This window comes from Saccharopolyspora sp. ID03-671 (genome assembly GCF_045278815.1).
GTDB lineage: Bacteria > Actinomycetota > Actinomycetes > Mycobacteriales > Pseudonocardiaceae > Saccharopolyspora > Saccharopolyspora ipomoeae.
This window is the reverse complement of the sequence record NZ_CP134054.1, coordinates 2,244,912-2,266,022: the sequence shown is the minus strand read 5'-3', so window position 1 is coordinate 2,266,022 and position 21,111 is coordinate 2,244,912. Positions and strand designations below refer to the sequence as shown.

Sequence of the window (21,111 nt, the reverse complement as noted above, 5' to 3'; positions counted from 1 at the left end):
CTCCTGCGTCAGCCGATGACCGGCGCGCTGGCCGGCCGGTCGTCGTCGAAAAGTCCGCGGTCGATGGTGGGCAGCTTGTTCTCGTGCACCTGCTCGTCTTCCTCACCGCTCGCCGCCCCGGCACGCCCGGGGGCCATGCCGCCCGCTCCGGCCGCGCCCAGGCCCCGGAGGGCTCCCGCCGCGCCGCCGAGCCCCGCGGCGGCCCGTCCCGCGCCGCCGCCCAGCGGATCGGCTCCGCCCACCAACTTCGCCCACGGGACGCCGCCGCTGGCCGCTGCGCCGACTCCCGAGATCCCGGCGGCCGTCGTGGCGGCGGGCGCCGGTCCGCCTGCGGCGCCGGGGGTTCCGGGCGGAGCGATGGCGGCGCTGCTCCGGCGCAGCGCCGCCTCGTACTGCGTCATCACGTGCACCGCCTCGGCCTTCTTCGCGGCGGCGTTCGTCGAGGCCAGGAACATGCTGGTTCCCCCGGCCGCCGCCGCGCCCACGGCAGCGCCGATCATCGCGCCGGGCACCGCGCCGACACCGCCCGCGGCGGCGCCGATGACGCCGCCGACCACCGCGCCCGCACCTGCCCCGGCGACACCGGTGCCCGCCACGGTCCCCGTCGGATCACCGGGCGGTGGCGGCATCGAGTTGCGGGCCGACGACAGGGCGTCGCCCGCGTTCTGGGTGGCGTGCGAGACGGTGCTGGCGCGTTCGCCGACGCCGGAGGTCCGGTCGCCGATCAGGCCGAGCGCGCTGGTGGCGGCATCGGCCGATTCGCTGGTCCAGTGCTGCTGCATCGTCGACCGCTGCCGGTGCATCGCGTCGGCGTGACCGGCGAGCTCCGTGCTGTGCCTGCCCCACTCGTCGGCGATGCCGGTGGCGTCGGCGGCGTCGGCGTTCTCCCACACCATCGCGTACAGCTGCTCGTGGGTGTAGGCGTTCCAGTTCGTCCCTTCGGGAGGGATCGGTGCGCCGAAGTAGCCCTCCCAGACGTTGGTCAGGGCGCGCACGACGGGCTTGCCCACCTCACCGGCCGGACCCGCCTGGTCGAGCACCGAGGTGGTGGCCCTGGCCAGGTCCTGCACCCCGGCGGACGCGGTGGCGATGACGTTCGCCTCTCCGGAGTCGGTCATGTCCGGTCTCTGCCTTCCTCTGATCGGCCGTGCCGTGAGCCGAGCGCTCGAAGACTTCGCGAGACGGGCGTGACCGCGGCGTTCGCCGGTGAACGCCGCGGTCTCGCCCCTGCGTGCCCCCGCTGTCCCCATGCCGGCGACGCGCTCCAGCGCGATGCATACAGATCACCAGAACCGCGCGGCGGGAACATCGGCAATGTTGCCGATCTTCATCGGCGGGCTAGCGCCGTTCCCGGTGCTGACCAGTGATCAGCAGTCGTGAGGTTTTCATGCTGCGTCGACGACGTTCTTGATCAAAGCGGCCGAGTCGTTCGAGTGCTCGGACGAGGAGATCCGGGACCGGGGGTCGCCACGTGGCGGAAGAACTTCAAGAGGTGGTCGACGGATCACCGTCGAGGTCTCGCGGGAGTGAAAGACCCGGCTCGGCACCGCTTTCCCGCATAGCGCCGAGCCGTGCGGCCGGTCGGTACTGGTCGTACCGACCGGCCTTGGGCTCAGTGGTTGGCCGTGTAGGGCTCGGGGGCTGGGAGGTTGGCGTTCTCGCGGATTCTGGTGGCGTGGCGGTCGATCGAGGTGAGGGCTGCTGCGACGTCGTCGGGGGTGACCTCGAAGGGCATCGAGTGGATGGTTTCGCCTTCGGCTGCTGCTGCGGTGGCCACGGCTCGGATCGTGTCCGCGTCGTCGGGGCGGATGCCGACCTCGGTGAGGGTGGTGGGCAGGCCGACGGCGGTGGTGAACTCGATGAACTCGCGCAGCTCGGCGGGGGCGGCGCCCTCCAGGACCAGCTGGGCGACCGAGCCCAGGTTGACCTTCTGGCCGTGGGCGAGGCCGTGGGTGGCGGCGACCGAGGTCAAACCGTTGTGGATCGCGTGGGCCGCGGCCAGCCCGCCCGACTCGAAGCCCAGGCCCGACAGCAGCGTGTTGGCCTCGATGACCTTCTCCACCGCCGGGGTCACCTGGTTGTCGCGGACCGCGTCGATCGCCGGCAGCGAGTTCTCCCACAGGACGTCCCAGCTCAGCTGGGCCAGCGCGGTGCCGGTGACCGTGGGCAGGCCGCCCGCCATCGTCGCCGAACCCGACCGGGACGTGGCGCGGGCCTCCAGCCAGGTCGCCAGCGCGTCGCCGACACCGGCGACGAGGAACTCCGCCGGGGCGTTGGCGACGACCTGCGAATCGACCAGCACCAGGTCGGGGTTGCGGGGGAAGAACCGGTACGCCTCGAACTCGCCGTCCTCGGTGTAGATCACCGACAGGGCGCTGCACGGGGCGTCCGTCGAGGCCACCGTGGGTGCGTTCGCCCAGCGGACGCCGGCCAGGTGACCCGCGGCCTTCACCGCGTCGATCGTGCTGCCGCCGCCGATCGCGACCACCACGTCGGCGCCCGTCGAGGTGATCTCGCCGACCAGCCGGTCCACCTCCTTCGAGCTCGGCACACCGCCGAAGCCCCGGCGAACGACCGGCAGCCCCGCCGCTGACAGCGATGCCTCCACGTCGTGGCCGACGAAACCCCAGACCACGTCGTCGGCGACGAGCAGCGGCTTCACACCGATCTGCGCCACGTGCTCGCCGAGCTGGTGGATCGCTTCCGCGCCCTGCACGTACCGGGCCGGGCTGATCATCGTGCGGATCGTCATGGTCGCCGCTCCTTCGGGGCTGCCGGGGATGAGATCGGCCGAGCGTAGGAGCGGTGGGCGGGCGGCAGCAGGCCGAGCATGTCTCAACTTGAGACGGCCGCGCGCGAAAGAAGACGCGCCCCGCTCACGAGCGGGGCGCGTCGGAGGAGCCGCGAGATCAGTTGATCTTGGCGATGTCCTTGGGCGAGTAGCGCGGGCGCGGGACCCGAAGCTTGCGGATCTGCATCGCACGGGTGAACGCGTACCAGCCCAGCGAGAACGGCCGGTCCTTGTGGTCCGGGAACTTGGCCCGCACCCGCTTGTTGACGTAGCGGCCCAGCAGCGAACCCTCGATCACCATCATGACCAGCAGGAACAGGCAGAACAGCGTCGCGTACTGCTGGATGAGCATGTTCTGCGCCAGCGTGGTGGCGAACACGATCAGCACCAGCGGCATGAACAGGCCCATCAGGTGCCTGCGGGTGTCCACCAGGTCGCGCACGTGAGCGCGCACCGGGCCCTTGTCGCGGGGCATGAGGTAGCGGTCGTCGCCCTGCATCATGCGCTCGCGGCGCTCGGTGGCGGCCTTGCGGCGCTCCTCCTTGTTGCCCCGGGCGCGCTTGACCGCCTCGCGCTGGGTCATCGGGGGCGGCGGAACCGGGCCGCGCCGCTTGCCCTCGGCCTCACGCCGCGACGGCGTGGGCTTGCCCTTCTTGGGGGTGTGATTCTGCGCGCGCTCCTCCGCGGACTGCTCGACCTCGGTCTCGGCGTCCGTGCTGGCGGTCTGCTCTGCGCTGCTGCGGCGAAGGAACCTCACACCCCCAGGTTATGTGACGCGCCCAGCGGTCTTGCAGGAGGCTCAGCGGGCTTGCAGGAGACCGTCCGGTACGTCCGTGCTCACCACGTCACACCTGATCGGCCCGGGCTTATGCCACCATGTAGGGAGGAGACGAAACCGTCCCCGGGTTCGCCCGCGGGAATACCCCGGATCCGGACGTGGTTGAACGTCACGCCGGAATCGGAGAGCGAGACCACGAGGGAGTGTCCATGACCGCCCCGAACACCACTGAGACCGAGGCGCCCGCTCACGGTGTCACGCTGACCGACTCTGCTGCCCAGAAGGCCAAGGCCCTGCTGGACCAGGAGGGTCGCGATGACATGCACCTGCGCATCGCCGTCCAGCCGGGTGGCTGCGCCGGTCTGCGCTACCAGCTCTTCTTCGACGAGCGCAGCCTTGACGGCGACGCTCGCCGCGACTTCGAGGGCCTCGGCGTGGTCGTCGACCGGATGAGCGCCCCCTACCTGGAGGGCGCGGTCATCGACTTCGTCGACTCCATCGAGAAGCAGGGCTTCACGATCGACAACCCCAACGCGGGCGGTTCGTGCGCCTGCGGTGACTCGTTCCACTGATCGAGCCTTTTCCGGTATCGAGGCCGGCACCCGCTCGGGTGCCGGCCTCGATGCTGCTCAGGCCGTGCTGACGACGCGGACGATCTCGTCGTCGAGCACGATCTCGTCGCCGTCGACGAGCTGACGGCCGCGGCGGGTCTCCACCGCGCCGTTGACCTTGACCAGGCCTTCCTCCAGCACGTCCTTGGCCTCGGCGCCGTGCTCGACCAGTCCGGACAGCTTCAGCAGCTGCCCCAGCCGGATCATGTCGTCGGAGATCTCCACATCGCGCATGCCCCCATTGTCTGCCGCGCCCGGGTGGAAACGGGGACGGACCTCGACGTGAGCGCTACGGTTGACGCTTCCGTCACCTTCCGTAGTGAAATGGAGGCGCGCTGTGTCCGTCGCAGTGACCGGCAGCATCGCCAGCGACCACCTGATGCACTTCCCCGGCAGGTTCACCGACCAGCTGGTCTCCGACAGCCTGCAGCAGGTCTCGTTGAGCTTCCTCGTCGACGATCTGGTGGTGCGGCGCGGTGGCGCCGCGGCCAACATCGCCTTCGCGCTCGGCGTGCTGGGCCGGGACCCGGTGCTGGTGGGGGCCGTGGGCGAGGACTTCGCGGACTACCGGTCGTGGCTGGAGCGCCACGGCGTGAACTGCGACGGGGTGCACGTCTCCGAGTACGCCCACACCGCGCGGTTCGTGTGCACCACCGACCAGGCCTTCAACCAGATCGCCTCCTTCTACGCCGGGGCGATGACCGAGGCGCGCAACATCGAGCTCGCCCCGGTGGTCGCCGAGCACGACATCGACCTGGTGCTGATCAGCCCGAACGACCCGAAGGCCATGCTGCGGCACGCCGACGAGTGCAGGCAGCGCGGCTACCGCTTCGCCAGCGACCCGTCGCAGCAGCTCGCGCGGCTCAGCGGCGAGGAGATCCGGCGGATGGTCTCGGGCGCCGACTACCTGTTCGCCAACCACTACGAGTGGGGCCTGCTGCTGCAGAAGACCGGCTGGAACGAGGACGACGTGCGCGGCGAGGTCGGTGTTCGCATCACCACGCTCGGCGCCGACGGGGCCGAGATCGTCGACCGCGACGGGCAGCGGCTGGAGGTGCCCGCCGTTCCGGAGGTGGCGCGGGCCGACCCGACGGGCGTCGGGGACGGGTTCCGCGCCGGGTTCCTCGCCGCCGTCCAGAGCGGCCTGTCGCTGGAGCGGGCGGCGCAGCTGGGCTCGCTCATCGCAGTGCACGTCCTGGAGGTCACCGGGACCCAGGAGTGGACCCTCGACCACGGCCGGGCCGCCAAGCGCTTCGCCGAGGCGTACGGGCAGGACGCGGCCGACGAGATCGCGGCGGTGCTGCCGCTGTAACCGCGACCTAGCCCGGTCCGGGTGCTGCTGCGCGGCCGTTGATTCGCATTGAATTGCAAGAATTTGCGAAGTGTCATTGCTGGTAAATTGCCGGTTCGGTTGGCGTATTGACTTAACTCGCGCAAGAAAATGTGATCGTAGGCGTTCGCTTCACCGCTCGACGACGCGAAGGAGAAGGTCATGCGATTACCGGCGATAGCGCTGGCCGCCGCCGTGGTCGGCACCGCCCTGGTGCCCGCCGCGTTCGGCCAGGCCCCGGCCCCCGGTCCGGCCACCGCACCCTTGGCCGGACCGATCGTGCAGATGTTCCAGTGGAACTGGGACTCGATCGCCAACGAGTGCACCGGCTTCCTCGGGCCGAAGGGCTACGGCGCCGTCCAGGTCTCGCCGCCGCAGGAGCACATCGTGCTGCCCGAGGCCGGTCACCCCTGGTACCAGGACTACCAGCCGGTCAGCTACCAGATCGAGAGCCGCCGCGGGAACCGCGAGCAGTTCGCCAACATGGTCAAGACCTGCAACGACGCGGGCGTGCAGATCTACGCCGACGCCGTGGTCAACCACATGGCCGGGTCCGACGGCGACCACCCGGGCAGCGCGGGGTCGGAGTTCACCAAGTACGACTACCCGGGCACCTACTCGGACGCGGACTTCCACGACTGCCGCCGCGACATCGCCAACTACGAGGACAAGTGGGAGGTCCGCAACTGCGAGCTCGTCGGTCTCTCCGACCTCAAGACCGAGAGCGACTACGTCCGCCAGCGCGAGACCGCCTACCTCAACGACCTGATCAGCCTGGGCGTGTCGGGCTTCCGGGTCGACGGGGTCAAGCACATGCCTCCGGAGGACGTCGGCGCGATCTTCGGCGGTCTCGACGCCGTTCCCGGGACCGGGCAGAAGCCCTACGTGTTCCAGGAGGTCATCGCCGACTCCACCACGACGGCGGGGGAGTACACCGGCAACGGTGACGTCACCGAGTTCGCCTACCACGGCAAGGTCAGCGACGCGTTCAAGAACGGCTCGCTCGCGCAGCTGGCCGACCTGGGCAGTTCGATGACCCTGCCCAGCGAGCAGGCCGTCGTGTTCATCGACAACCACGACACCCAGCGCAGCACGCCGACCCTGACCTACAAGGACGGCGCGGCCTACGACCTGGGCGTGGCCTTCGAGCTCGCCTACCCGTACGGCACGCCGCAGCTCATCTCCGGTTACGCCTTCGACAACTCCGACCAGGGCCCGCCCGCGGAGACCGACGGCACGACCAAGCCCGCGAACTGCGACGACCAGGCGTGGGTGTGCGAGCACCGGCACCCGGTGATCGCCGGGATGGCCGGGTTCCACGGCGCCGTCGCCGGAACCGGTCTCAGCAACTGGTGGGACAACGGCGGCGGGCAGATCGCCTTCGGCCGCGAGGACAAGGGCTTCGTGGTGATCAACCGCGAGGGCGGCGAGCTGTCGCAGACCTTCCAGACCTCGTTGCCCGCGGGCAGCTACTGCGACGTGCTGTCCGGTGAGCTCGCCGACGGTGCCTGCACCGGCCGGACGATCGACGTCGGCGACGACGGCAAGTTCACCGCCACCGTCGCCCCGAACTCCGGAGTCGCACTCCACGCCGGAGCCAAGCTCGGCTGACCGGGCCCGACACCTCGACGGGTGGGGTGGTTCTCATGAAAACCTCCCCACCCGTCGAGGATGACAGTTCTCATGAAAACTTCCCCATCACTGAGGTCCGGAATTCTCCGTCGCACCTTCTCATCGCTGGGAGGACGCAGTTTTCATGTAAACCTCCCGGTCTCGGGGGTGGGGAAGTTTTCATGAAAACTGCGCCGTCGTTGAGAAGTTCGTCAGGACTCCGAGTCCATGAGGGCTTCCGCCACCGCGGTGATGTCTTCCGGGCGGACTCGGCAGCAGCCTCCGACGAGGAGGGCTCCGGCGTCGCGCCAGCGGCGGGCCTGTTGCGGGGACAGGCGGGCATCGCCGGTCCAGGCGTGCTGCTCGGCGTCCCAGCCCTCGCCGCTGTTGGGGTAGGCGACCAGGGGCTTCGCCGTTGCGGCGCGGGCGGTTTCGAGCGCCGGGAGGACGTCCTCGGGTGCTGAGCAGTTGATGCCGATGGCGGTGACCGCGTCCGACTCGGCCAGCGCGAACGCGTCGGCGAGCGGCTGGCCACCTCGGGTGCGGACGCCGTCGACGGTGAACGACAGCCACGCCGGGACGCCCAGCCCCTCCACGGCTTCGACCAGGACCTCGGCCTCGGAGAGCTCCGGGATGGTCTCCAGCGCGAGGATGTCCGGCGCGGCGCTCGCCAGCGTCTCCAGGCGGGGCAGGTGGAACTCGCGCAGCTGCTGCTTGGTCAGCCCGTAGTCGCCGCGGTACTCGGAACCGTCGGCCAGCGTCGCGCCGTAGGGTCCGACGGAGGCGGCCACCCACCGGCGCTCGCCCGGCTCCACCTCACCGGCCAGCCGCGCGAGCTCGACGCTGCGTCGCATCAGCCGCTCCGCCCCGGCGCGGTCCAGGCCGCGCTCGGCGAACCCCTCGAACGACGCCTGATAGCTGGCGGTGGTGGCGACGTCGGCGCCCGCGCGGTAGAACGCGGCGTGCGCGGCCACGATCTCCTCAGGGGCATCGGTCAGCAGGCGAGCCGACCACAGCGCGTCGGCGAGCTCGTGCCCCATCGCCTCCAGCTCCGTGGCCAACCCGCCGTCGAGCACCAACGGCCGGTCGAGCCTGAATTCCGCCATGCCGTCCAGCGTAGTGGTGTCGCACAACGCCGACCCCTCCGAAACCCGGCGTGGGAGAGTCGGATTTCCCGCGAGATCCCAAGCGGAGGTCCCGGATTCGAACTTCGCGGCGAAGTCCGGGCCGCTCAGCCCTTCACGCTGCCCGCCGCCAGACCCGAGACCAGGAAGCGCTGCACGGCGTAGAACACGATCACCGCCGGGATCGCCACCAGCACCGAGGCCGCCGCGAGGTGACCCCACTCGGCCCGGTTCTGCTGCACGAACACCTGCAACCCGACCGCGAGGGTCTTCGACTCGTCGGCCGCGGACAGGAACGCCGAGGCGAACGCGACCTCGCTCCAGGCCACGATGAACGAGTAGAAGCCGGTCACCGCCAGCCCGGGCCGGGCCAGCGGCAGCACCAGACGCCAGAACACGCCCCACGGCGAGAGCCCGTCGACCCGGCCGGCCTCGTCGATGTCGGCCGGGATGCCGTCGAAGTAGCCCTTGAGCATGAACGTGCAGAACGGGATCGCGGTGCTGCAGTACACCAGCACCAGACCGAGCGCGCTGCCCTGCAACCCCAGGGTGAGCAGGACGTTGTACAGCGGCACGATCAGCACCGCGAACGGGAACATCTGCACGACCAGGAACGACAGCAGCATCCAGTGCCTGCCCGGGAACCGGAAGCGGCTCAGCGCGTAGGCGGTGCTGGCCGCCAGCAGCACGCCCAGCACCGTGGTCAGCGCCGCGATGAGGACCGAGTTGCCGAACCACGCCAGGAACGAGCCCTTCGCGCCGCTGAGCACGTCGGCGTAGTTGTCCAGGCTGGAGTCGGCGAACAGCGTCGGCGTCGCCTCGACGGCCTTGGCGTCGGGCTTGAACGACACCACCACGACCCAGAACACCGGGAACACCGCGATCAGCGACGCCAGGACCAGCGCGCCGTGCAACCCGATGCTCGCCCACGTCGAACGCCTTCCCCGGCCCCGAGGCCGGGCCGCGGCGGAGGACGCCCGCAGGGACGCCGCGTCGATGCTCATCACAACACCTCTCCTTGCCGCGCCATCGCGCGGCGGTAGATCGCGGCGAAGACCAGCAGCACCGACAGGATCAGCACGCCGTAGGTGGAGGCGATCGCGTAATCCCTGGTGGCGCCGGAGAAGAACCGCTCGAAGGCGTAGGTCACCAGGATCCGGGTGTGCGGGTTGTTGCCGGTGATCAGGTAGATGACCGGGAACATGTTGAACGTCCAGATCACGCCGAGCAGCACCACGCTGCTCGACACCGGCCGCAGCCCCGGCAGCGTCACGTGGACGAACCGCTGCCAGGGCGTCGCGCCGTCCATCTCCGCGGCCTCGTAGAGGTCCGACGGGATGGCCTGCAGCCCGCCGAGCAGGGCCACCATCATGAACGGCACGCCCAGCCACACGTTGACCACGATCACCGACACCAGCGCCAGGTCCGACTGCCCGAGCCACACCTGACCGGGCAGCCCCAGCGCCTTTAGGACCCAGTTGACCAGCCCGTACTCGGCGTTGAGCAGGTAGCGCCAGGCGAAGGCGCTGATGAACACCGGCACCGCCCACGGCAGGATCAGCAGCACCCGGTACAGCCCGCGCCCGCGCATCCGCCGGTTGAGCAGCATCGCCAGGCCCAGCCCGATGCCGTAGTGGCAGACCACGCACGCGAACGTCCAGATCACGGTGCGCACCAGCGTCGACCAGAACGACCCGAACGCGGCCGAACCGGACAGCACGTTGAGGTAGTTGTCCCAGCCGACGAAGGAGTACCGCGCCTCCCGGTCCAGGACGGGGTTGGCGATGGTGGTGTCGTTGATGTCGGTGAACCCGAAGTAGAGGCCCTGCAGCAGCGGCAGCACGACCAGCAGCGCGAGGACCGCGACCACCGGCAGCACCATCGCGTAGCCGAACCAGTACCGGGCGAGGAGGTTCCGCATGGTCAGCGCTTCGCGTAGTCGGTGAGGATCGTGGACTGGTAGGTCCGCGCGAGCTCGTCGAGCGCGGCCCGGGTCGGCTTGCGTCCGGAGAGCACGTCGCCATACGCGGTCTGCAGCGGTTCGAGGAGTTCGGCGTTCTGCGGGATCCACGCCCGCGAGTGCGTGGTCGCGGCCAGCGGGCGGAAGGCGGTGACGATCGGGTTCGCGGCCACGGCCGGGTCGTCGTAGGCGGACCGGCGGGTCGGCAGCAGACCCAGCTCGGCGGCGACCTTCGCCTGGTTGGCGCTGCTGCTCATGCAGGACACGAACTTCTGCGCGGCCTCGGTGGCGTCGCTGCCCTGCCGGATCACGTAGTCGTGCCCGCCGACCGGCGACGGGGTCGCCGAGCCGGGAACCGGGGCGATGCCGAGGTTGGCGGGGTCGGCGAACTCGGGGGAGGCGGTGAACTCGGAGACGGCCCACGGCCCGTCGATCACCATCGCGGTCTCGCCGGTGGTGAAGGCGGTCTTCATGCTGGTGTAGGAGTTGGGCTGGTCCAGCGAGGTGCGCGCGGCCTTGGCGTCGAGCAGGTCCTTGGCGACCTGCACGCCGCGCACCGCCTCGGGGGAGTTGACGGTGATCATCCGCGCGTCGGGGTTCACCAGGTCGCCGCCGTGGGTGTAGATGAACGGCAGCGCGTAGTACTCGTCGTTGTTGAGGAACAGCGCGTTCTCGCCGCCGAGCTTCGGCGCGATGGCCTTGAGCTCGTCCCAGCTCTGCGGCGGTGCCACGCCGGCGGCGTCGAGCTTGCGCTTGTTGTAGAACAGCGCGAGCGCGTCGGTGACCTGCGGGACGGCGTAGGTCTTGCCTTGGAACCGCGTCGATTCCAGCGTGTTAGGCAGGAAGTCGGCGGTGTCGGTGGCCAGCGGCGTGCCGGTGAGGTCCTGGACGAGCCCGGCCTGGGCGAGCTGGGCGACCCAGCCGACGTCGGCGCGCAGCACGTCCGGTCCCTGGCCGCCCTGGGCCGCGGTCTTGTAGTTGTTGAGGGCCTGGTCGAAGGCCACCGTCTCGACTCGCACCCGGTAGCCGCCGGTGCGGCCGCACTCCTGGGCGATCTCGCCGAACACCGCGCTCTCGGCGGAGCCGCTGGTGTCCCAGTACACGACTTCGTTCGCGTCGCCCGTCGATCCGCCGCACCCGGCCAGGGCGAGGGTGGCGACCAGGGCAGCGGTGACCGTGGCCTTGGGTCTCATGTCCAGACCTCCTGTGTGCAAATTTTTGCGAGCGCCTGGCGTTAGATTGCATACCCGGAATGTGATCGTCGTCAAGATGTTCGAGCAGAAATGGCCAGCATTGCGGTAACCGGGAACGGAAGACGTTGCAAATTCTTGCCGCACCGTGCAGGATCGGGTCAGCAACATCGGCAGTGGAGGGAGACTGGCGTTGGCGGGTCTGGCCGAGATCGCGGAAGCGGCCGGGGTGAGCGTGTCCACGGTGAGCCGCGTGCTCAACCGCAAGTCCGGCATCGCCGAGGAGACCCGGCAGCGCGTGCTCGACGTGGTCAACCAGCTGCCGCACACCGCGCGCGGCGTCGGCGCGCTGCGGCGCACCGGGGTCATCGGGCTGCTGGTGCCCGAGCTGTCCAACCCCGTGTTCCCGGCCTTCGCCGAAGCACTGGAAAGCCGTGCCGCGCAGGCGGGTTACGCCTCGCTGCTGTGCAACACGCGGGCGGCGATGAGCGAGCGCGAGTACGTGCAGATGCTCCAGGCTCGCGGTGTGGAGGGGATGATCTTCGTGTCGCCGGAGATCGCGAACCCGGACACCGACGAGCGCCGCACTCGCGGCTACTACGAGAAGCTGGGGCGCGAGGGCGTCCGGATGGTGTTCGTCAACGGCGGCGCTCCGAGCCTGGACGTCCCGGACATCACCGTCGACGAGCACCTGGCCGGGCACGCCGCCGCCCGGCACCTGCTGGAGCTGGGGCATCGGCGGATCGGCTTCGTCAGCGGTCCGTCGCGCGCGCTGCCCTCGCGGCTCAAGCGCGCGGGCTGGGCCGCCGCGCTGGAGGAGGCGGGTGTCGAGCCCGTCGACGACCTCGTCGCGCACGGCGCGTTCTCCGCCGACGGCGGTGCGGAGGCGATGGCCCGGTTGCTGGAGACCTCGCAGCCCACGGCGGTGCTGTGCTCGTCGGACGTGATGGCGCTCGGGGCGATGGGGGAGGCCAAGCGGCGCGGCCTGGCCACCCCGGACGACGTCTCCGTGGTCGGGTTCGACGACATCCCGATGGCCGCCTACTGCCAGCCCGCCCTGACGACCCTGGCCCAGCCGATCCGCGACATGGCCGCCGCGGCCGTCGACGAGCTGTTGCGGCAGCTCGACCCCGACGGTGCCGAGCGCGGCTCGACGAGCTTCAGCCGGTTGTTCCGCCCGAACCTCGTCGTGCGGGAGTCCACCCGAGGGCTGTGAGGACAGTTTTAGCCAGAACTGTCCATGATCGAAGTCCCTTTTGTCCGGTCAATTACGGCTAAAACTGTCCCGATCCAGGAGGGAAGCACGATGGCTTGGTGGCGTGATGCCGCGGTGTACCAGATCTACGTGCGCAGCTTCGCCGATTCCGACGGCGACGGCGTCGGCGATCTCGCCGGCGTGCGGGACCGGTTGCCGCACCTCGTGGACCTCGGCGTCGACGCGATCTGGCTGACCCCGTTCTACCCGTCGCCGATGGCCGACGGCGGTTACGACGTGGCCGACCACTGCGGCGTGGACCCGCTGTTCGGCGACCTCGCCGACCTCGACGCCCTGCTCGCCCAGGCCCACGACGCGGGACTGCGGGTGCTCGTCGACATCGTCCCCAACCACACCTCCGACCGGCACCCGTGGTTCGCCGAAGCCCTGGCCGCCGAACCGGGTTCGGCCGAGCGCGACCGCTACCTGATCCGCGACGGACGCGGCGACGGGCCGCCCAACGACTGGGAGTCCGTCTTCGGCGGCCCCGCCTGGTCCCGGCTGCCCGACGGCCAGTGGTACCTGCACCTGTTCGCGCCCGAACAACCAGACCTGAACTGGCGAAACCCGCAGGTGCGCGCGGACTTCCGCAAGGTGCTCAAGTTCTGGCTGGACCGCGGCGTCGACGGGTTCCGCATCGACGTCGCGCACGGCATGATCAAGCACCCCGACCTGCCCGACACCGGCCTGGACGAGCAGATCTCGCTGCTGGGACGCGGTGAGCTGCCGTACTTCGACCAGGACGAGGTGCACGAGATCTACCGCGACTGGCGCGCGCTGCTCGACTCCTACTCGGGCGGCCGGATCGGCGTCGCCGAGGCGTGGGCCTCGACCCAGGAGCGGCTGGCCCGCTACGTCCGGCCCGACGAGCTGCACCAGGCGTTCAACTTCGCGCTCCTGGAAGCCCCCTGGTCGGCGGCGGAGTTCCGGCAGGTCATCACCGAGTCGCTGGCCACCACCGGTCAGGTCGGCGCGACCACGACGTGGGTGCTGGGCAACCACGACGTCCAGCGGCCGGTGACCCGCTACGGCGGCGGCGAGCTCGGTCTCGCCCGCGCCCGCGCGGCGGCGCTGCTCAGCTTCGCCCTGCCCGGCTCGGTCTACGTCTACCAGGGCGAGGAGTTGGGACTGCCCGAGGTGCTGGAGCTGCCCGACGAGGTCCGCCAGGACCCGATCTGGACCCGCTCCGGCGGCACCGACGTCGGGCGCGACGGCTGCCGGGTCCCGCTGCCCTGGTCCGGCGAGCGGCCCCCGTTCGGCTTCGGCCCGGGCGGGAGCTGGCTGCCCGCGCCGGGGGAGTGGGCGGACTCGACGGTGGAGGTCCAAGGCGCGGACCCGGCCTCGGTGCTGCGGCTCTACCGCGCGGCCCTCGCGCGACGCCGCGAGCTGCCCGCGCTGGGCGACGGGGAGCTGACCTGGCTGGACGCCCCCGACGGCGTGCTGGCGTTCCGCCGCGAACCGGGCTTCACCTGCGCCACCAACCTCGGCGACGCCCCGGTCGCGCTGGACCTGCCGGGTGAGCTCCTGATGAGCAGCGACGGGCTCGCCGCCTGGACCGGTGAGCTGGCGCCGAACACCACGGTCTGGCTGGAAAACCGGGAAAAGTGAACGACGTGTGGGTCTATTTCCGCCCAACTGAACGTGGTCACATGTGAATCGCCAACAACACGGAGGTGATTCGCGTGATGCGACGATTAGGCACGACCGCGGCAGCGGCGGCTCTGTCCGCCGTCGCCGTGGTCGGTTTCCAGGCGCCCGCCTCGGCGGCTCCGAACTTCCAAGTGCCCTTCAAGTGCGGCGTCGAGGTCACGGCCGCCACGTTCAGCGGGCACAGCCCGGCCAACTCGGTCGACTTCCAGCGCGACGGCATCACCGGCATGGCCGTCCTCGCCTCGGCGGGCGGCACGGTGACCCGGTCGGAGAACGAGGGCGACACCAGCTACGGCCGCTGGATCGAGCTCGACCACGGCAACGGCTGGCGCACCCGCTACGCCCACCTGTCCAGCCAGGGCGTCTCCGTCGGTGAGAAGGTCTCGGCGGGCAGCAAGATCGGCGAGGCCGGCGCCACCGGCGGCGTGACCGGCCCCCACCTGCACTACGAGCAGATCCTCGACGGCGCCGACCGCAAGGTCGTCCTCAACGGCGAAGCCGTCCCCTACTACGACCACACCCCGTTCACCAGCAAGAACAACTGCTGACCCGGGACGCGAAAACGGCCGGTCCGCCTCCCGTGGGGTGGACCGGCCGTTGTGCGTTCGGGTCAGAGGCGCACGGGGTAGTGGGGCTCGGGGACCTCGGGGGAGAGGCGGCCCTCGATGAAGATGGCGTGCCAGAGCATGAACACCAGCAGGGCCCACAGGCGGCGGCTGTGGTCGAGGACGCCGGAGCGGTGCTCCTCCAGCAGCTGCAGGATCGCGCGGCGGTCCAGCAGGTGATCGGTCTGCGACTGCTGGATGATGTTGCGCGCCCAGTCGTGCATCTCGTCCTTGAGCCAGTGCCGGATCGGCACCGGGAAGCCCAGCTTGCGCCGGTTGAGCACGTGCGCCGGGACGACCTGGTACATGGCCTGGCGCAGCGCGTACTTGGTGGTCTCGCTGGTGATCTTCTGCTCCAGCGGCACCGTGCTCGCCACCCGGAAGACCTCCGGGTCCAGGAACGGCACCCGCAGCTCCAGCGAGTTGGCCATCGTCATCTTGTCGGCCTTGACCAGGATGTCGCCGCGCAGCCAGGTGAAGAGGTCCACGTGCTGCATCCGGGTCACCGGGTCCCAGTTCTTCGACAGGGAGTACGGAGCGCCGGTGATGTCCTTGTGCGAGACGCCCGGGTCGAAGGCCCGCATGATGTTGCGCAGCTGGTCGTCGCGGAAGATCCGCGCGTTGCCGTAGTAGCGCTCCTCCAGGTCCAGCGAACCGCGCCGCAGCAGGTCCTTGCCGCGCACGCCCTCCGGGATCCGGGTGGAGACCTTGCCCATCGCCTTGCGCAGCGCGCCCGGCACCTTCTCGAACGGCGCCAGCGACAGCGGCTCGCGGTAGATCGTGTAGCCGCCGAACAGCTCGTCGGCGCCCTCGCCGGAGAGCACGACCTTCACGTGCTGGCGGGCCTCGCGGGCGATGAACCACAGCGGGACCAGCGCCGGGTCGGCCACCGGGTCGTCGAGGTACCAGGTGATCAGCGGCAGCGCGTCCATCATCTCCTGCGCGGAGACGGTGCGGACCACGTGCTTGACGCCGATCGCCGCGGCCGACTCGGCGGCCACGTCCACCTCCGAGTAGCCCTGCCGCTCGAAACCGGTGGTGAAGGTGATCAGGTTCGGGTTGTGCTCCTTGGCGAGCGCCGCGATCGCCGTGGAGTCGATGCCGCCGGACAGGAACGAGCCGACCGTCACGTCGGCGCGCATGTGCTTGGCGACCGAGTCGCGCATCACATCGACGATCTCGTTCTGCAGCCGCCGGACGTCGGCGTCGGTGTTGGCCGGGCGCGGCCGGAAGTTCGGCTGGAAGTACCGCTCGGTCACCACCTGGCCGCCGGGGGCGACGGTGAACGAGGTGCCCGACTCGATCCTGCGGATCTGCCGGTGCAGCGACTCGGGCTCCGGCACGTACTGCAGCACGAAGTAGTGCTGCATCGCCTTGTGGTCGAGCTCCTCGCTGATCTTCAGCGTGTTCGCCAGGCTGAGCAGGCTCTTCTTCTCGCTGGCGAAGGCCGTGCCGCCGGGACCGGTGGCGAAGAACAGCGGCTTGATGCCGAACGGGTCGCGGGCGCCGTAGACCACCTTGCGCTCGCTGTCCCAGATCATGAACGCGAACATGCCGCGCAGCCGGCCGACCGAGTGCGGGCCCATGTAGTGGTAGGCCGCGACGATGACCTCGGTGTCGCCGTCGGTGCCGAAGCGGGCGCCGTACTGCTCGATGAGCTCGGCGCGCAGCTCCAGGTAGTTGTAGATCTCACCGTTGAAGGTGATCGTGTAGCGCTGCGGGTTCTCCGGCGGACCCCAGGTCAGCGGCTGGTGGGAGTGCTCCAGGTCGATGATCGACAGGCGGTTGAAGCCGAGGACGACCTCACCTCCCTGCCAGGTGTCGCTCTCGTCCGGTCCCCGGTGGCGTTGACACGGCAGCGCGTTGGCCACGGCGTTCACGCTGTAACCGGCAGTTTCTTCGGTGGGACAGATGAGTCCAAGCAGGCCGCACACGCGTCTCGTGCACCTCTCCGAGTCGGGGGGAAAAGGCTGCGTCCAGTATGCAGAACCTCGGCCCGCGCGCTGCACGCGCGTGGTGCGGGCGTGATCTCCGCCCCCGGAGCAGTATCGCGGCTACACCTGGGCTAGGCTCTGCCCAGGATTCCGGCGGCGGATCTGCGGTCGCCTGCGGGCGAGCGAGGATCCACCCAAGCCGCTTCGGTGAGTTTTGCACGAGGAGGCGTCGCGCAGTGGGCCTGAAGGAGGGGACCCGAGTGCCACGGCTGGTCAAGGTCGCTGGTCTGATCGGCCTGGTTGGTGTCGCGGCCACTGGCTGCACGACCGACGAGGTCCTGCGGTTCGGATGGCCAGAGGGTGTCACCCCGCAGGCCGAGGCGATGCGGAACCTGTGGACCTGGTCGGTCATCGCAGCACTCGCGGTCGGTGTGTTGGTGTGGGCGCTGATCTTCTGGTCGGTCGCGTTCCACCGCAAGAAGAAGAAGGACGACGAGCTGCCGCGGCAGTTCCAGTACAACCTGCCGCTCGAACTCATCTACACGGCGATTCCGTTCGTGCTGGTGGTCGTGCTGTTCTACTTCACGGCGGTCACGCAGAACACGGTCCTGGCCAAGCCGGCCAACCCGGACCAGACCGTGAACGTGGTCTCGTTCCAGTGGAACTGGGAGTTCAACTACCCGGAGTACAAGACGCCGGACGGGCAGCCGGTGCGCACCGTCGGCAGCAGCAGCGAGATCCCGCTGCTGGTCGTGCCGGTCGGCGAGCGCGTCGAGTACCACATCAGCTCCACCGACGTCATCCACTCGTTCTTCGTCCCGGAGTGGCACTTCAAGCGGGACACCTTCCCGTACCCGGACAAGAACAACCAGGACAACGTCTTCCAGAACACCGTGGAGCGAGAAGGCTCGTTCGTGGGCCGGTGCGCCGAGCTGTGCGGCACCTACCACGCGATGATGAACTTCGAGGTCCGCGCGCTGTCGCAGGACAAGTTCGACCGGTACATGCAGCTGCGCACCCAGGTGAACCCGCGGACGGGCCAGCCGTACACCGCGGCCGAGGCGCTCGGCGAGATGAACTGCGGTGAGCTGTGCACGCCGCACGCGGTGACCGGTGTTCCGTTCAACACCGATCGCACGGGTGGTCAGCCCTCCGGCATCGGGACGAACAGCTAGGGGTGCCCTCGACGGGGCGTACGGCGTGAGAGCGAGGACTCCATGAAGGTCGAAGCGAAGATCTTCAACATCATCACCGTTTTCTTCTTCCTGTCCGCAGTGGTCTACGGGCTCTGGGCCAAGGAGCCGGTGGGCACCGTGGCGCTGATCCTGGTCGGCGGACTGTCCCTGATCATCGGCAGCTACCTGTCCTTCGTGGCTCGCCGGATCGAGGACCGCCCCGAGGACAACCCGGACGCGGAGATCAGCGACGGTGCCGGTGAACTGGGCTTCTTCAGCCCGGGCAGCTACTGGCCGGTCGGCCTGGCCGCAGGCGCGGCGTTCGCGGGCATCGCCCTGGCGTTCTTCCACGTCTGGATGATCGTGCTCGCGGTCGGCTTCCTGCTGATCATGGTCGCGGGCCTGGTGTTCGAGTACCACACCGGCCAGAGCAGCCACTGACGCGCTAGACGCGAAGAGGCCCCTCGGTTCCCACCGAGGGGCCTCTTCGCGTCTAGGATTCGTCCGTCGAAGCACCCGCGCAGCCAGGAGGATTCCCGTCGTGATCACCGCGATCGTGCTGATCAAGACCGCCGCTGACCGCCTCGCCGAGGCGGCTCAGGAGATCGCCGACCTCGACGGTGTCGACGAGGTGTACTCCTGCGCCGGCGACGTCGACCTCATCGCCATGCTCCGCGTCGCCAAGCACGAGGAGCTGGCCGACATCGTCCCCGGGAAGATCAACAAGGTGGCGGGCGTCGAGGACACCGACACCCACATCGCCTTCCGCTCCTACTCGCGCAGGGACACCGAGGCCGCCTTCTCCATCGGCCTCGAGGAGGAGTGAGTCAGCGCAGCTCGGCGCACAGCGTCGTCCAGCGGTCCAGGAGGGCCGCCGAGGCGCCCGAATCGATCGCCTCGGCCACCCGGGCCAGACCGGCCTCGAACTGGGTCTTCAGGTCGGCTCCGGGCCCGTCGTAGGCGACGCGCGCGCCCGCGGCGTTGAGCAGGACCGCGTCCCGGACGGGTCCCTTCTCTTCCCGGCCAGCAGGTCCCGCACGACCTGGGCGTTGTCCTTGGCGTCGCCGCCCTGGAGGTCCTCGGCGCGGGTGCGGGCGATGCCGAAGTCCTGCGGATCGAGCGCCTCCTCGCGGACCGTGCCGTCGTGGACCACCCAGACCGTGCTAGCGGCCGTGGTGGTGATCTCGTCCATGCCGTCGTCGCCGCGCACCACCAGGGCCGAGTTGCCGCGGGCCGCGAAGACGTCGGCGACCACCGGCGCCATCCGGCGGTCCGCGCAGCCGATCAGGCCGGCGGCCGGACGGGCCGGGTTGGTCAGCGGGCCGAGCAGGTTGAACGCGGTCGGGATGCCGATCTCGCGGCGCGGGGAACCGGCGTGCTTGAAACCGGGGTGGAACACCGGCGCGAAGCAGAAGCCGATGCCGACCTCCTCCACGCAGCGGGTCACGTCCCGGGGCGCCAGCTCGATCGCCACGCCGAGCTCTTCGAGCACGTCGGCGGTGCCGCACTTCGAGGACGCCCGGTTGCCGTGCTTGACGACGGTGACCCCGGACGCGGCCAGCACGATCGAGGCCATCGTGGAGATGTTCACGCTGCCGCTGCGATCACCGCCGGTGCCGACGATGTCCACCGCGCGCTGGGTGATGTCCAGGGTGCGGGCGTGCTGCAGCATCGCGTCGGCCATGCCGCGCACCTCGGAGGGCGTCTCGCCCTTGGCCCGCAGCGCGACCACGAACCCGGCCACCTGGGCCGGGGTCGCCTCGCCGGACATGATCAGGTCCATGGCCCAGGCGGTGTCCTCCGCGGACAGGTCCGTACCCGCGACCAGGCTGCCCAGCAGCCCTGCCCAACTTCCCGCCATGGTTCCCACGATCTACTCCGTCGGTGTTGCCTGTTCGAAGAAACTACCCTGCCTTCCGCCGCGCCTCCTGATCCGCCGGTTATGGCATGGATCGCAACGAGGTGACCGGATTTCAACGGAAAACGGAGTCCTGACCTCCGTTGAAATCCGGTCACCACTCGCAGCGTTCGGGTCAGGCGGGGACGGGCTTGCCCTGGGTGCGCAGGACCTCGGCGACCGTCTCGGCGGAGGCCAGCGGGTCCAGCGGGTGGACCAGGACCGCGTCGGCCTGGGACCAGGTGGCCAGCCAGCGGTCGTCCTTGCGGCGGACCGCGACGACGATCGGCGGGCACTGCGCGATCTCGTTCTTGAGCTGGCGCGAGACGCCCATGCCGCCGGTGGGCTGGGCCTCGCCGTCCAGGATCAGCAGGTCGACCTTGCCCGCGTCGACCTCGCTGAGGACGTCGGCGACGGTGCCCGCCTCGACGTAGTGCAGCCGGTCCAGATCGGGTGCCGGGCGGCGCCCGACGGCGTTGATGATCGCCTCCCGGACCTCGGGGCGGTGGCTGAACACGAGAACGTTCGTTGTTGCGGTGCTCATCACTGGCTCCTCGTCGAGCTGGCGGTACACCCGCACCCGATGTGCGCAGCACGGGGCTTGACTCGTGACGAATGCTAGCCGCCGGAGCGGGTGTGACAGTAGCCACCTCGCCGGATTCGATCAGTCGGTCCGATTCGATCAGTCGGGTCCGGGTTGCAGCGCGTCCCAGCCGAAGACCTGGCCGCCGTGCCGCTGGGCCAGTCCGGCCATCCGCGAGCTCTCCTGTGAGCAATGCAACGCATCCAATCGCTGCACACGGAGAGCGACCAACGGGGTCAATCCGGACACGCTGAGCTCCTCCGCGCGCCCTCCGGGCCGCAGGACCCAGTCGTCCTGGGCCAACAGCGCCTCAGCGGTGTCGACCACGTCACCCGGAAGTGCCAGGTGGTGCCGCAGCACGGCCGGGTGCTCGGGCTCCCACCCGGTGGCGCGGGCCAAGGCGGTCGAGGCCGCCTCGGTGTCGTCGTAGGACCACACCACCACCTGCAGACCGGGATCATCGATGCTGATCACGGGCTTGCCGGTGCGGCGGCGGCCGAGCCCCAGGGCCGCCAGCGCGGTCCGAAGAGTTTTCACGTTGAGTTACCTCCAGATCGCGATCCGATCACCCCGCGGTCGTAGGGGAGGCCCCGAGGGCGCGAGGGGAAAAGCTGCAA

Annotated in this window: 19 protein-coding genes and 2 pseudogenes; 9 read left to right on the top strand and 12 right to left on the bottom strand. The window is 69.8% G+C overall.

Going from position 1 to position 21,111, the window contains the following annotated elements:
- Positions 1-8 precede the first annotated feature (8 nt).
- The 3 genes from REH65_RS10070 to REH65_RS10060 all read right to left on the bottom strand — a co-directional run bounded on the left by REH65_RS10070 (position 9) and on the right by REH65_RS10060 (position 3,548).
- A complete protein-coding gene (locus REH65_RS10070; protein ID WP_406692223.1) occupies positions 9-1,118 on the bottom strand; it encodes a hypothetical protein in 1,110 nt (369 codons plus the stop codon).
- A gap of 494 nt (positions 1,119-1,612) precedes the next feature.
- On the bottom strand, positions 1,613-2,752 hold the full coding sequence (locus REH65_RS10065; RefSeq protein ID WP_406692222.1) for a glycerol dehydrogenase: 1,140 nt from the start codon (positions 2,750-2,752) through the stop codon (positions 1,613-1,615).
- Between the two features lie 157 nt (positions 2,753-2,909).
- Positions 2,910-3,548 (bottom strand): DUF3043 domain-containing protein, encoded by a 639-nt coding sequence (locus REH65_RS10060; protein ID WP_406692221.1) that lies wholly within the window; start codon positions 3,546-3,548, stop codon positions 2,910-2,912.
- Between the two features lie 230 nt (positions 3,549-3,778).
- Between REH65_RS10060 and REH65_RS10055 the strand changes: the two genes are divergently transcribed.
- Complete coding sequence (locus tag REH65_RS10055) at positions 3,779-4,141, top strand: iron-sulfur cluster assembly accessory protein (RefSeq protein WP_093416791.1); 363 nt, start codon at positions 3,779-3,781, stop codon at positions 4,139-4,141.
- Positions 4,142-4,198: 57 nt separating this feature from the next.
- Here the strand turns inward: REH65_RS10055 and REH65_RS10050 are convergent, their stop codons facing one another.
- Positions 4,199-4,414, bottom strand: a complete 216-nt coding sequence (locus tag REH65_RS10050; protein ID WP_281457313.1) for an RNA-binding S4 domain-containing protein — start codon at positions 4,412-4,414, stop codon at positions 4,199-4,201.
- A 145-nt stretch (positions 4,415-4,559) separates the two neighbouring features.
- Here REH65_RS10050 and REH65_RS10045 point away from each other — a divergent pair, with 145 nt between their 5' ends.
- Both REH65_RS10045 and REH65_RS10040 read left to right on the top strand, forming a co-directional pair.
- Positions 4,560-5,492 carry a carbohydrate kinase family protein gene (locus REH65_RS10045; RefSeq protein WP_281457353.1) on the top strand — a complete coding sequence of 311 codons (933 nt, stop codon included), beginning with the start codon at positions 4,560-4,562 and terminating at the stop codon, positions 5,490-5,492.
- A gap of 180 nt (positions 5,493-5,672) precedes the next feature.
- Entirely contained in the window at positions 5,673-7,121 is a 1,449-nt protein-coding gene (locus REH65_RS10040) for an alpha-amylase (protein WP_406692220.1), read from the top strand.
- A gap of 212 nt (positions 7,122-7,333) precedes the next feature.
- Here the strand turns inward: REH65_RS10040 and mmuM are convergent, their stop codons facing one another.
- From mmuM to REH65_RS10020, 4 genes are all read right to left on the bottom strand, one after another.
- Positions 7,334-8,227 carry a homocysteine S-methyltransferase gene (gene mmuM / locus REH65_RS10035; protein ID WP_281457311.1) on the bottom strand — a complete coding sequence of 298 codons (894 nt, stop codon included), beginning with the start codon at positions 8,225-8,227 and terminating at the stop codon, positions 7,334-7,336.
- Between the two features lie 125 nt (positions 8,228-8,352).
- Positions 8,353-9,249 (bottom strand): carbohydrate ABC transporter permease, encoded by an 897-nt coding sequence (locus REH65_RS10030; RefSeq protein ID WP_281457310.1) that lies wholly within the window; start codon positions 9,247-9,249, stop codon positions 8,353-8,355.
- Complete coding sequence (locus REH65_RS10025) at positions 9,249-10,166, bottom strand: carbohydrate ABC transporter permease (protein WP_406692219.1); 918 nt, start codon at positions 10,164-10,166, stop codon at positions 9,249-9,251. The genes REH65_RS10030 and REH65_RS10025 overlap by 1 nt, the downstream gene beginning before the upstream one ends.
- 2 nt (positions 10,167-10,168) lie before the next feature.
- Entirely contained in the window at positions 10,169-11,398 is a 1,230-nt protein-coding gene (locus tag REH65_RS10020; RefSeq protein WP_406692218.1) for an extracellular solute-binding protein, read from the bottom strand.
- A 190-nt stretch (positions 11,399-11,588) separates the two neighbouring features.
- On the opposite strand from REH65_RS10020, the gene REH65_RS10015 reads away from it, so the two are divergent.
- From REH65_RS10015 to REH65_RS10005, 3 genes and pseudogenes are all read left to right on the top strand, one after another.
- Positions 11,589-12,611 (top strand): LacI family DNA-binding transcriptional regulator, encoded by a 1,023-nt coding sequence (locus REH65_RS10015; RefSeq protein ID WP_406692217.1) that lies wholly within the window; start codon positions 11,589-11,591, stop codon positions 12,609-12,611.
- A gap of 90 nt (positions 12,612-12,701) precedes the next feature.
- The gene (locus tag REH65_RS10010) at positions 12,702-14,258 is read left to right on the top strand and encodes a glycoside hydrolase family 13 protein (protein ID WP_406692216.1); all 1,557 of its coding nucleotides are present in this window, start codon (positions 12,702-12,704) and stop codon (positions 14,256-14,258) included.
- 68 nt (positions 14,259-14,326) lie between these two features.
- Positions 14,327-14,845 (top strand): annotated as a pseudogene (locus REH65_RS10005) (M23 family metallopeptidase); the annotation flags it as partial.
- A gap of 65 nt (positions 14,846-14,910) precedes the next feature.
- On the opposite strand, the gene asnB reads toward REH65_RS10005, so the two are convergent.
- Positions 14,911-16,839: an asparagine synthase (glutamine-hydrolyzing) gene (gene asnB / locus REH65_RS10000; protein ID WP_281457305.1), complete on the bottom strand. Its 1,929-nt coding sequence runs from the start codon at positions 16,837-16,839 to the stop codon at positions 14,911-14,913.
- 236 nt (positions 16,840-17,075) lie between these two features.
- On the opposite strand from asnB, the gene coxB reads away from it, so the two are divergent.
- The 3 genes from coxB to REH65_RS09985 all read left to right on the top strand — a co-directional run bounded on the left by coxB (position 17,076) and on the right by REH65_RS09985 (position 18,840).
- Positions 17,076-18,014, top strand: coding sequence for a cytochrome c oxidase subunit II (coxB, locus tag REH65_RS09995; RefSeq protein ID WP_281457304.1), 939 nt, complete (start codon positions 17,076-17,078; stop codon positions 18,012-18,014).
- Positions 18,015-18,056: 42 nt separating this feature from the next.
- Positions 18,057-18,455 (top strand): cytochrome c oxidase subunit 4, encoded by a 399-nt coding sequence (locus REH65_RS09990; RefSeq protein WP_093416763.1) that lies wholly within the window; start codon positions 18,057-18,059, stop codon positions 18,453-18,455.
- A 100-nt stretch (positions 18,456-18,555) separates the two neighbouring features.
- Entirely contained in the window at positions 18,556-18,840 is a 285-nt protein-coding gene (locus tag REH65_RS09985) for an Lrp/AsnC ligand binding domain-containing protein (protein WP_281457303.1), read from the top strand.
- Between the two features lies 1 nt (position 18,841).
- Here the strand turns inward: REH65_RS09985 and trpD are convergent.
- From trpD to REH65_RS09970, 3 genes and pseudogenes are all read right to left on the bottom strand, one after another.
- Positions 18,842-19,875: pseudogene (gene trpD, locus REH65_RS09980) on the bottom strand (anthranilate phosphoribosyltransferase).
- 172 nt (positions 19,876-20,047) lie between these two features.
- Complete coding sequence (locus REH65_RS09975; protein WP_281457301.1) at positions 20,048-20,455, bottom strand: hypothetical protein; 408 nt, start codon at positions 20,453-20,455, stop codon at positions 20,048-20,050.
- Between the two features lie 138 nt (positions 20,456-20,593).
- On the bottom strand, positions 20,594-21,031 hold the full coding sequence (locus REH65_RS09970; RefSeq protein WP_406692215.1) for a hypothetical protein: 438 nt from the start codon (positions 21,029-21,031) through the stop codon (positions 20,594-20,596).
- Between the last annotated feature and the right edge of the window lie 80 nt (positions 21,032-21,111).

What these genes read in the sequence shown, in the direction of transcription:
- REH65_RS10070 (WP_406692223.1), bottom strand. Translation starts at nt 1,118, where the DNA reads ATGACCGACTCCGGAGAGGCGAACGTCATCGCCACCGCGTCCGCCGGG.
- REH65_RS10065 (WP_406692222.1), bottom strand. Translation starts at nt 2,752, where the DNA reads ATGACGATCCGCACGATGATCAGCCCGGCCCGGTACGTGCAGGGCGCG.
- REH65_RS10055 (WP_093416791.1), top strand. Translation starts at nt 3,779, where the DNA reads ATGACCGCCCCGAACACCACTGAGACCGAGGCGCCCGCTCACGGTGTC.
- REH65_RS10050 (WP_281457313.1), bottom strand. Translation starts at nt 4,414, where the DNA reads ATGCGCGATGTGGAGATCTCCGACGACATGATCCGGCTGGGGCAGCTG.
- REH65_RS10045 (WP_281457353.1), top strand. Translation starts at nt 4,560, where the DNA reads ATGCACTTCCCCGGCAGGTTCACCGACCAGCTGGTCTCCGACAGCCTG.
- REH65_RS10040 (WP_406692220.1), top strand. Translation starts at nt 5,673, where the DNA reads ATGCGATTACCGGCGATAGCGCTGGCCGCCGCCGTGGTCGGCACCGCC.
- mmuM (WP_281457311.1), bottom strand. Translation starts at nt 8,227, where the DNA reads ATGGCGGAATTCAGGCTCGACCGGCCGTTGGTGCTCGACGGCGGGTTG.
- REH65_RS10030 (WP_281457310.1), bottom strand. Translation starts at nt 9,249, where the DNA reads ATGAGCATCGACGCGGCGTCCCTGCGGGCGTCCTCCGCCGCGGCCCGG.
- REH65_RS10025 (WP_406692219.1), bottom strand. Translation starts at nt 10,166, where the DNA reads ATGCGGAACCTCCTCGCCCGGTACTGGTTCGGCTACGCGATGGTGCTG.
- REH65_RS10020 (WP_406692218.1), bottom strand. Translation starts at nt 11,398, where the DNA reads ATGAGACCCAAGGCCACGGTCACCGCTGCCCTGGTCGCCACCCTCGCC.
- REH65_RS10010 (WP_406692216.1), top strand. Translation starts at nt 12,702, where the DNA reads ATGGCTTGGTGGCGTGATGCCGCGGTGTACCAGATCTACGTGCGCAGC.
- REH65_RS09990 (WP_093416763.1), top strand. Translation starts at nt 18,057, where the DNA reads ATGAAGGTCGAAGCGAAGATCTTCAACATCATCACCGTTTTCTTCTTC.
- REH65_RS09975 (WP_281457301.1), bottom strand. Translation starts at nt 20,455, where the DNA reads ATGAGCACCGCAACAACGAACGTTCTCGTGTTCAGCCACCGCCCCGAG.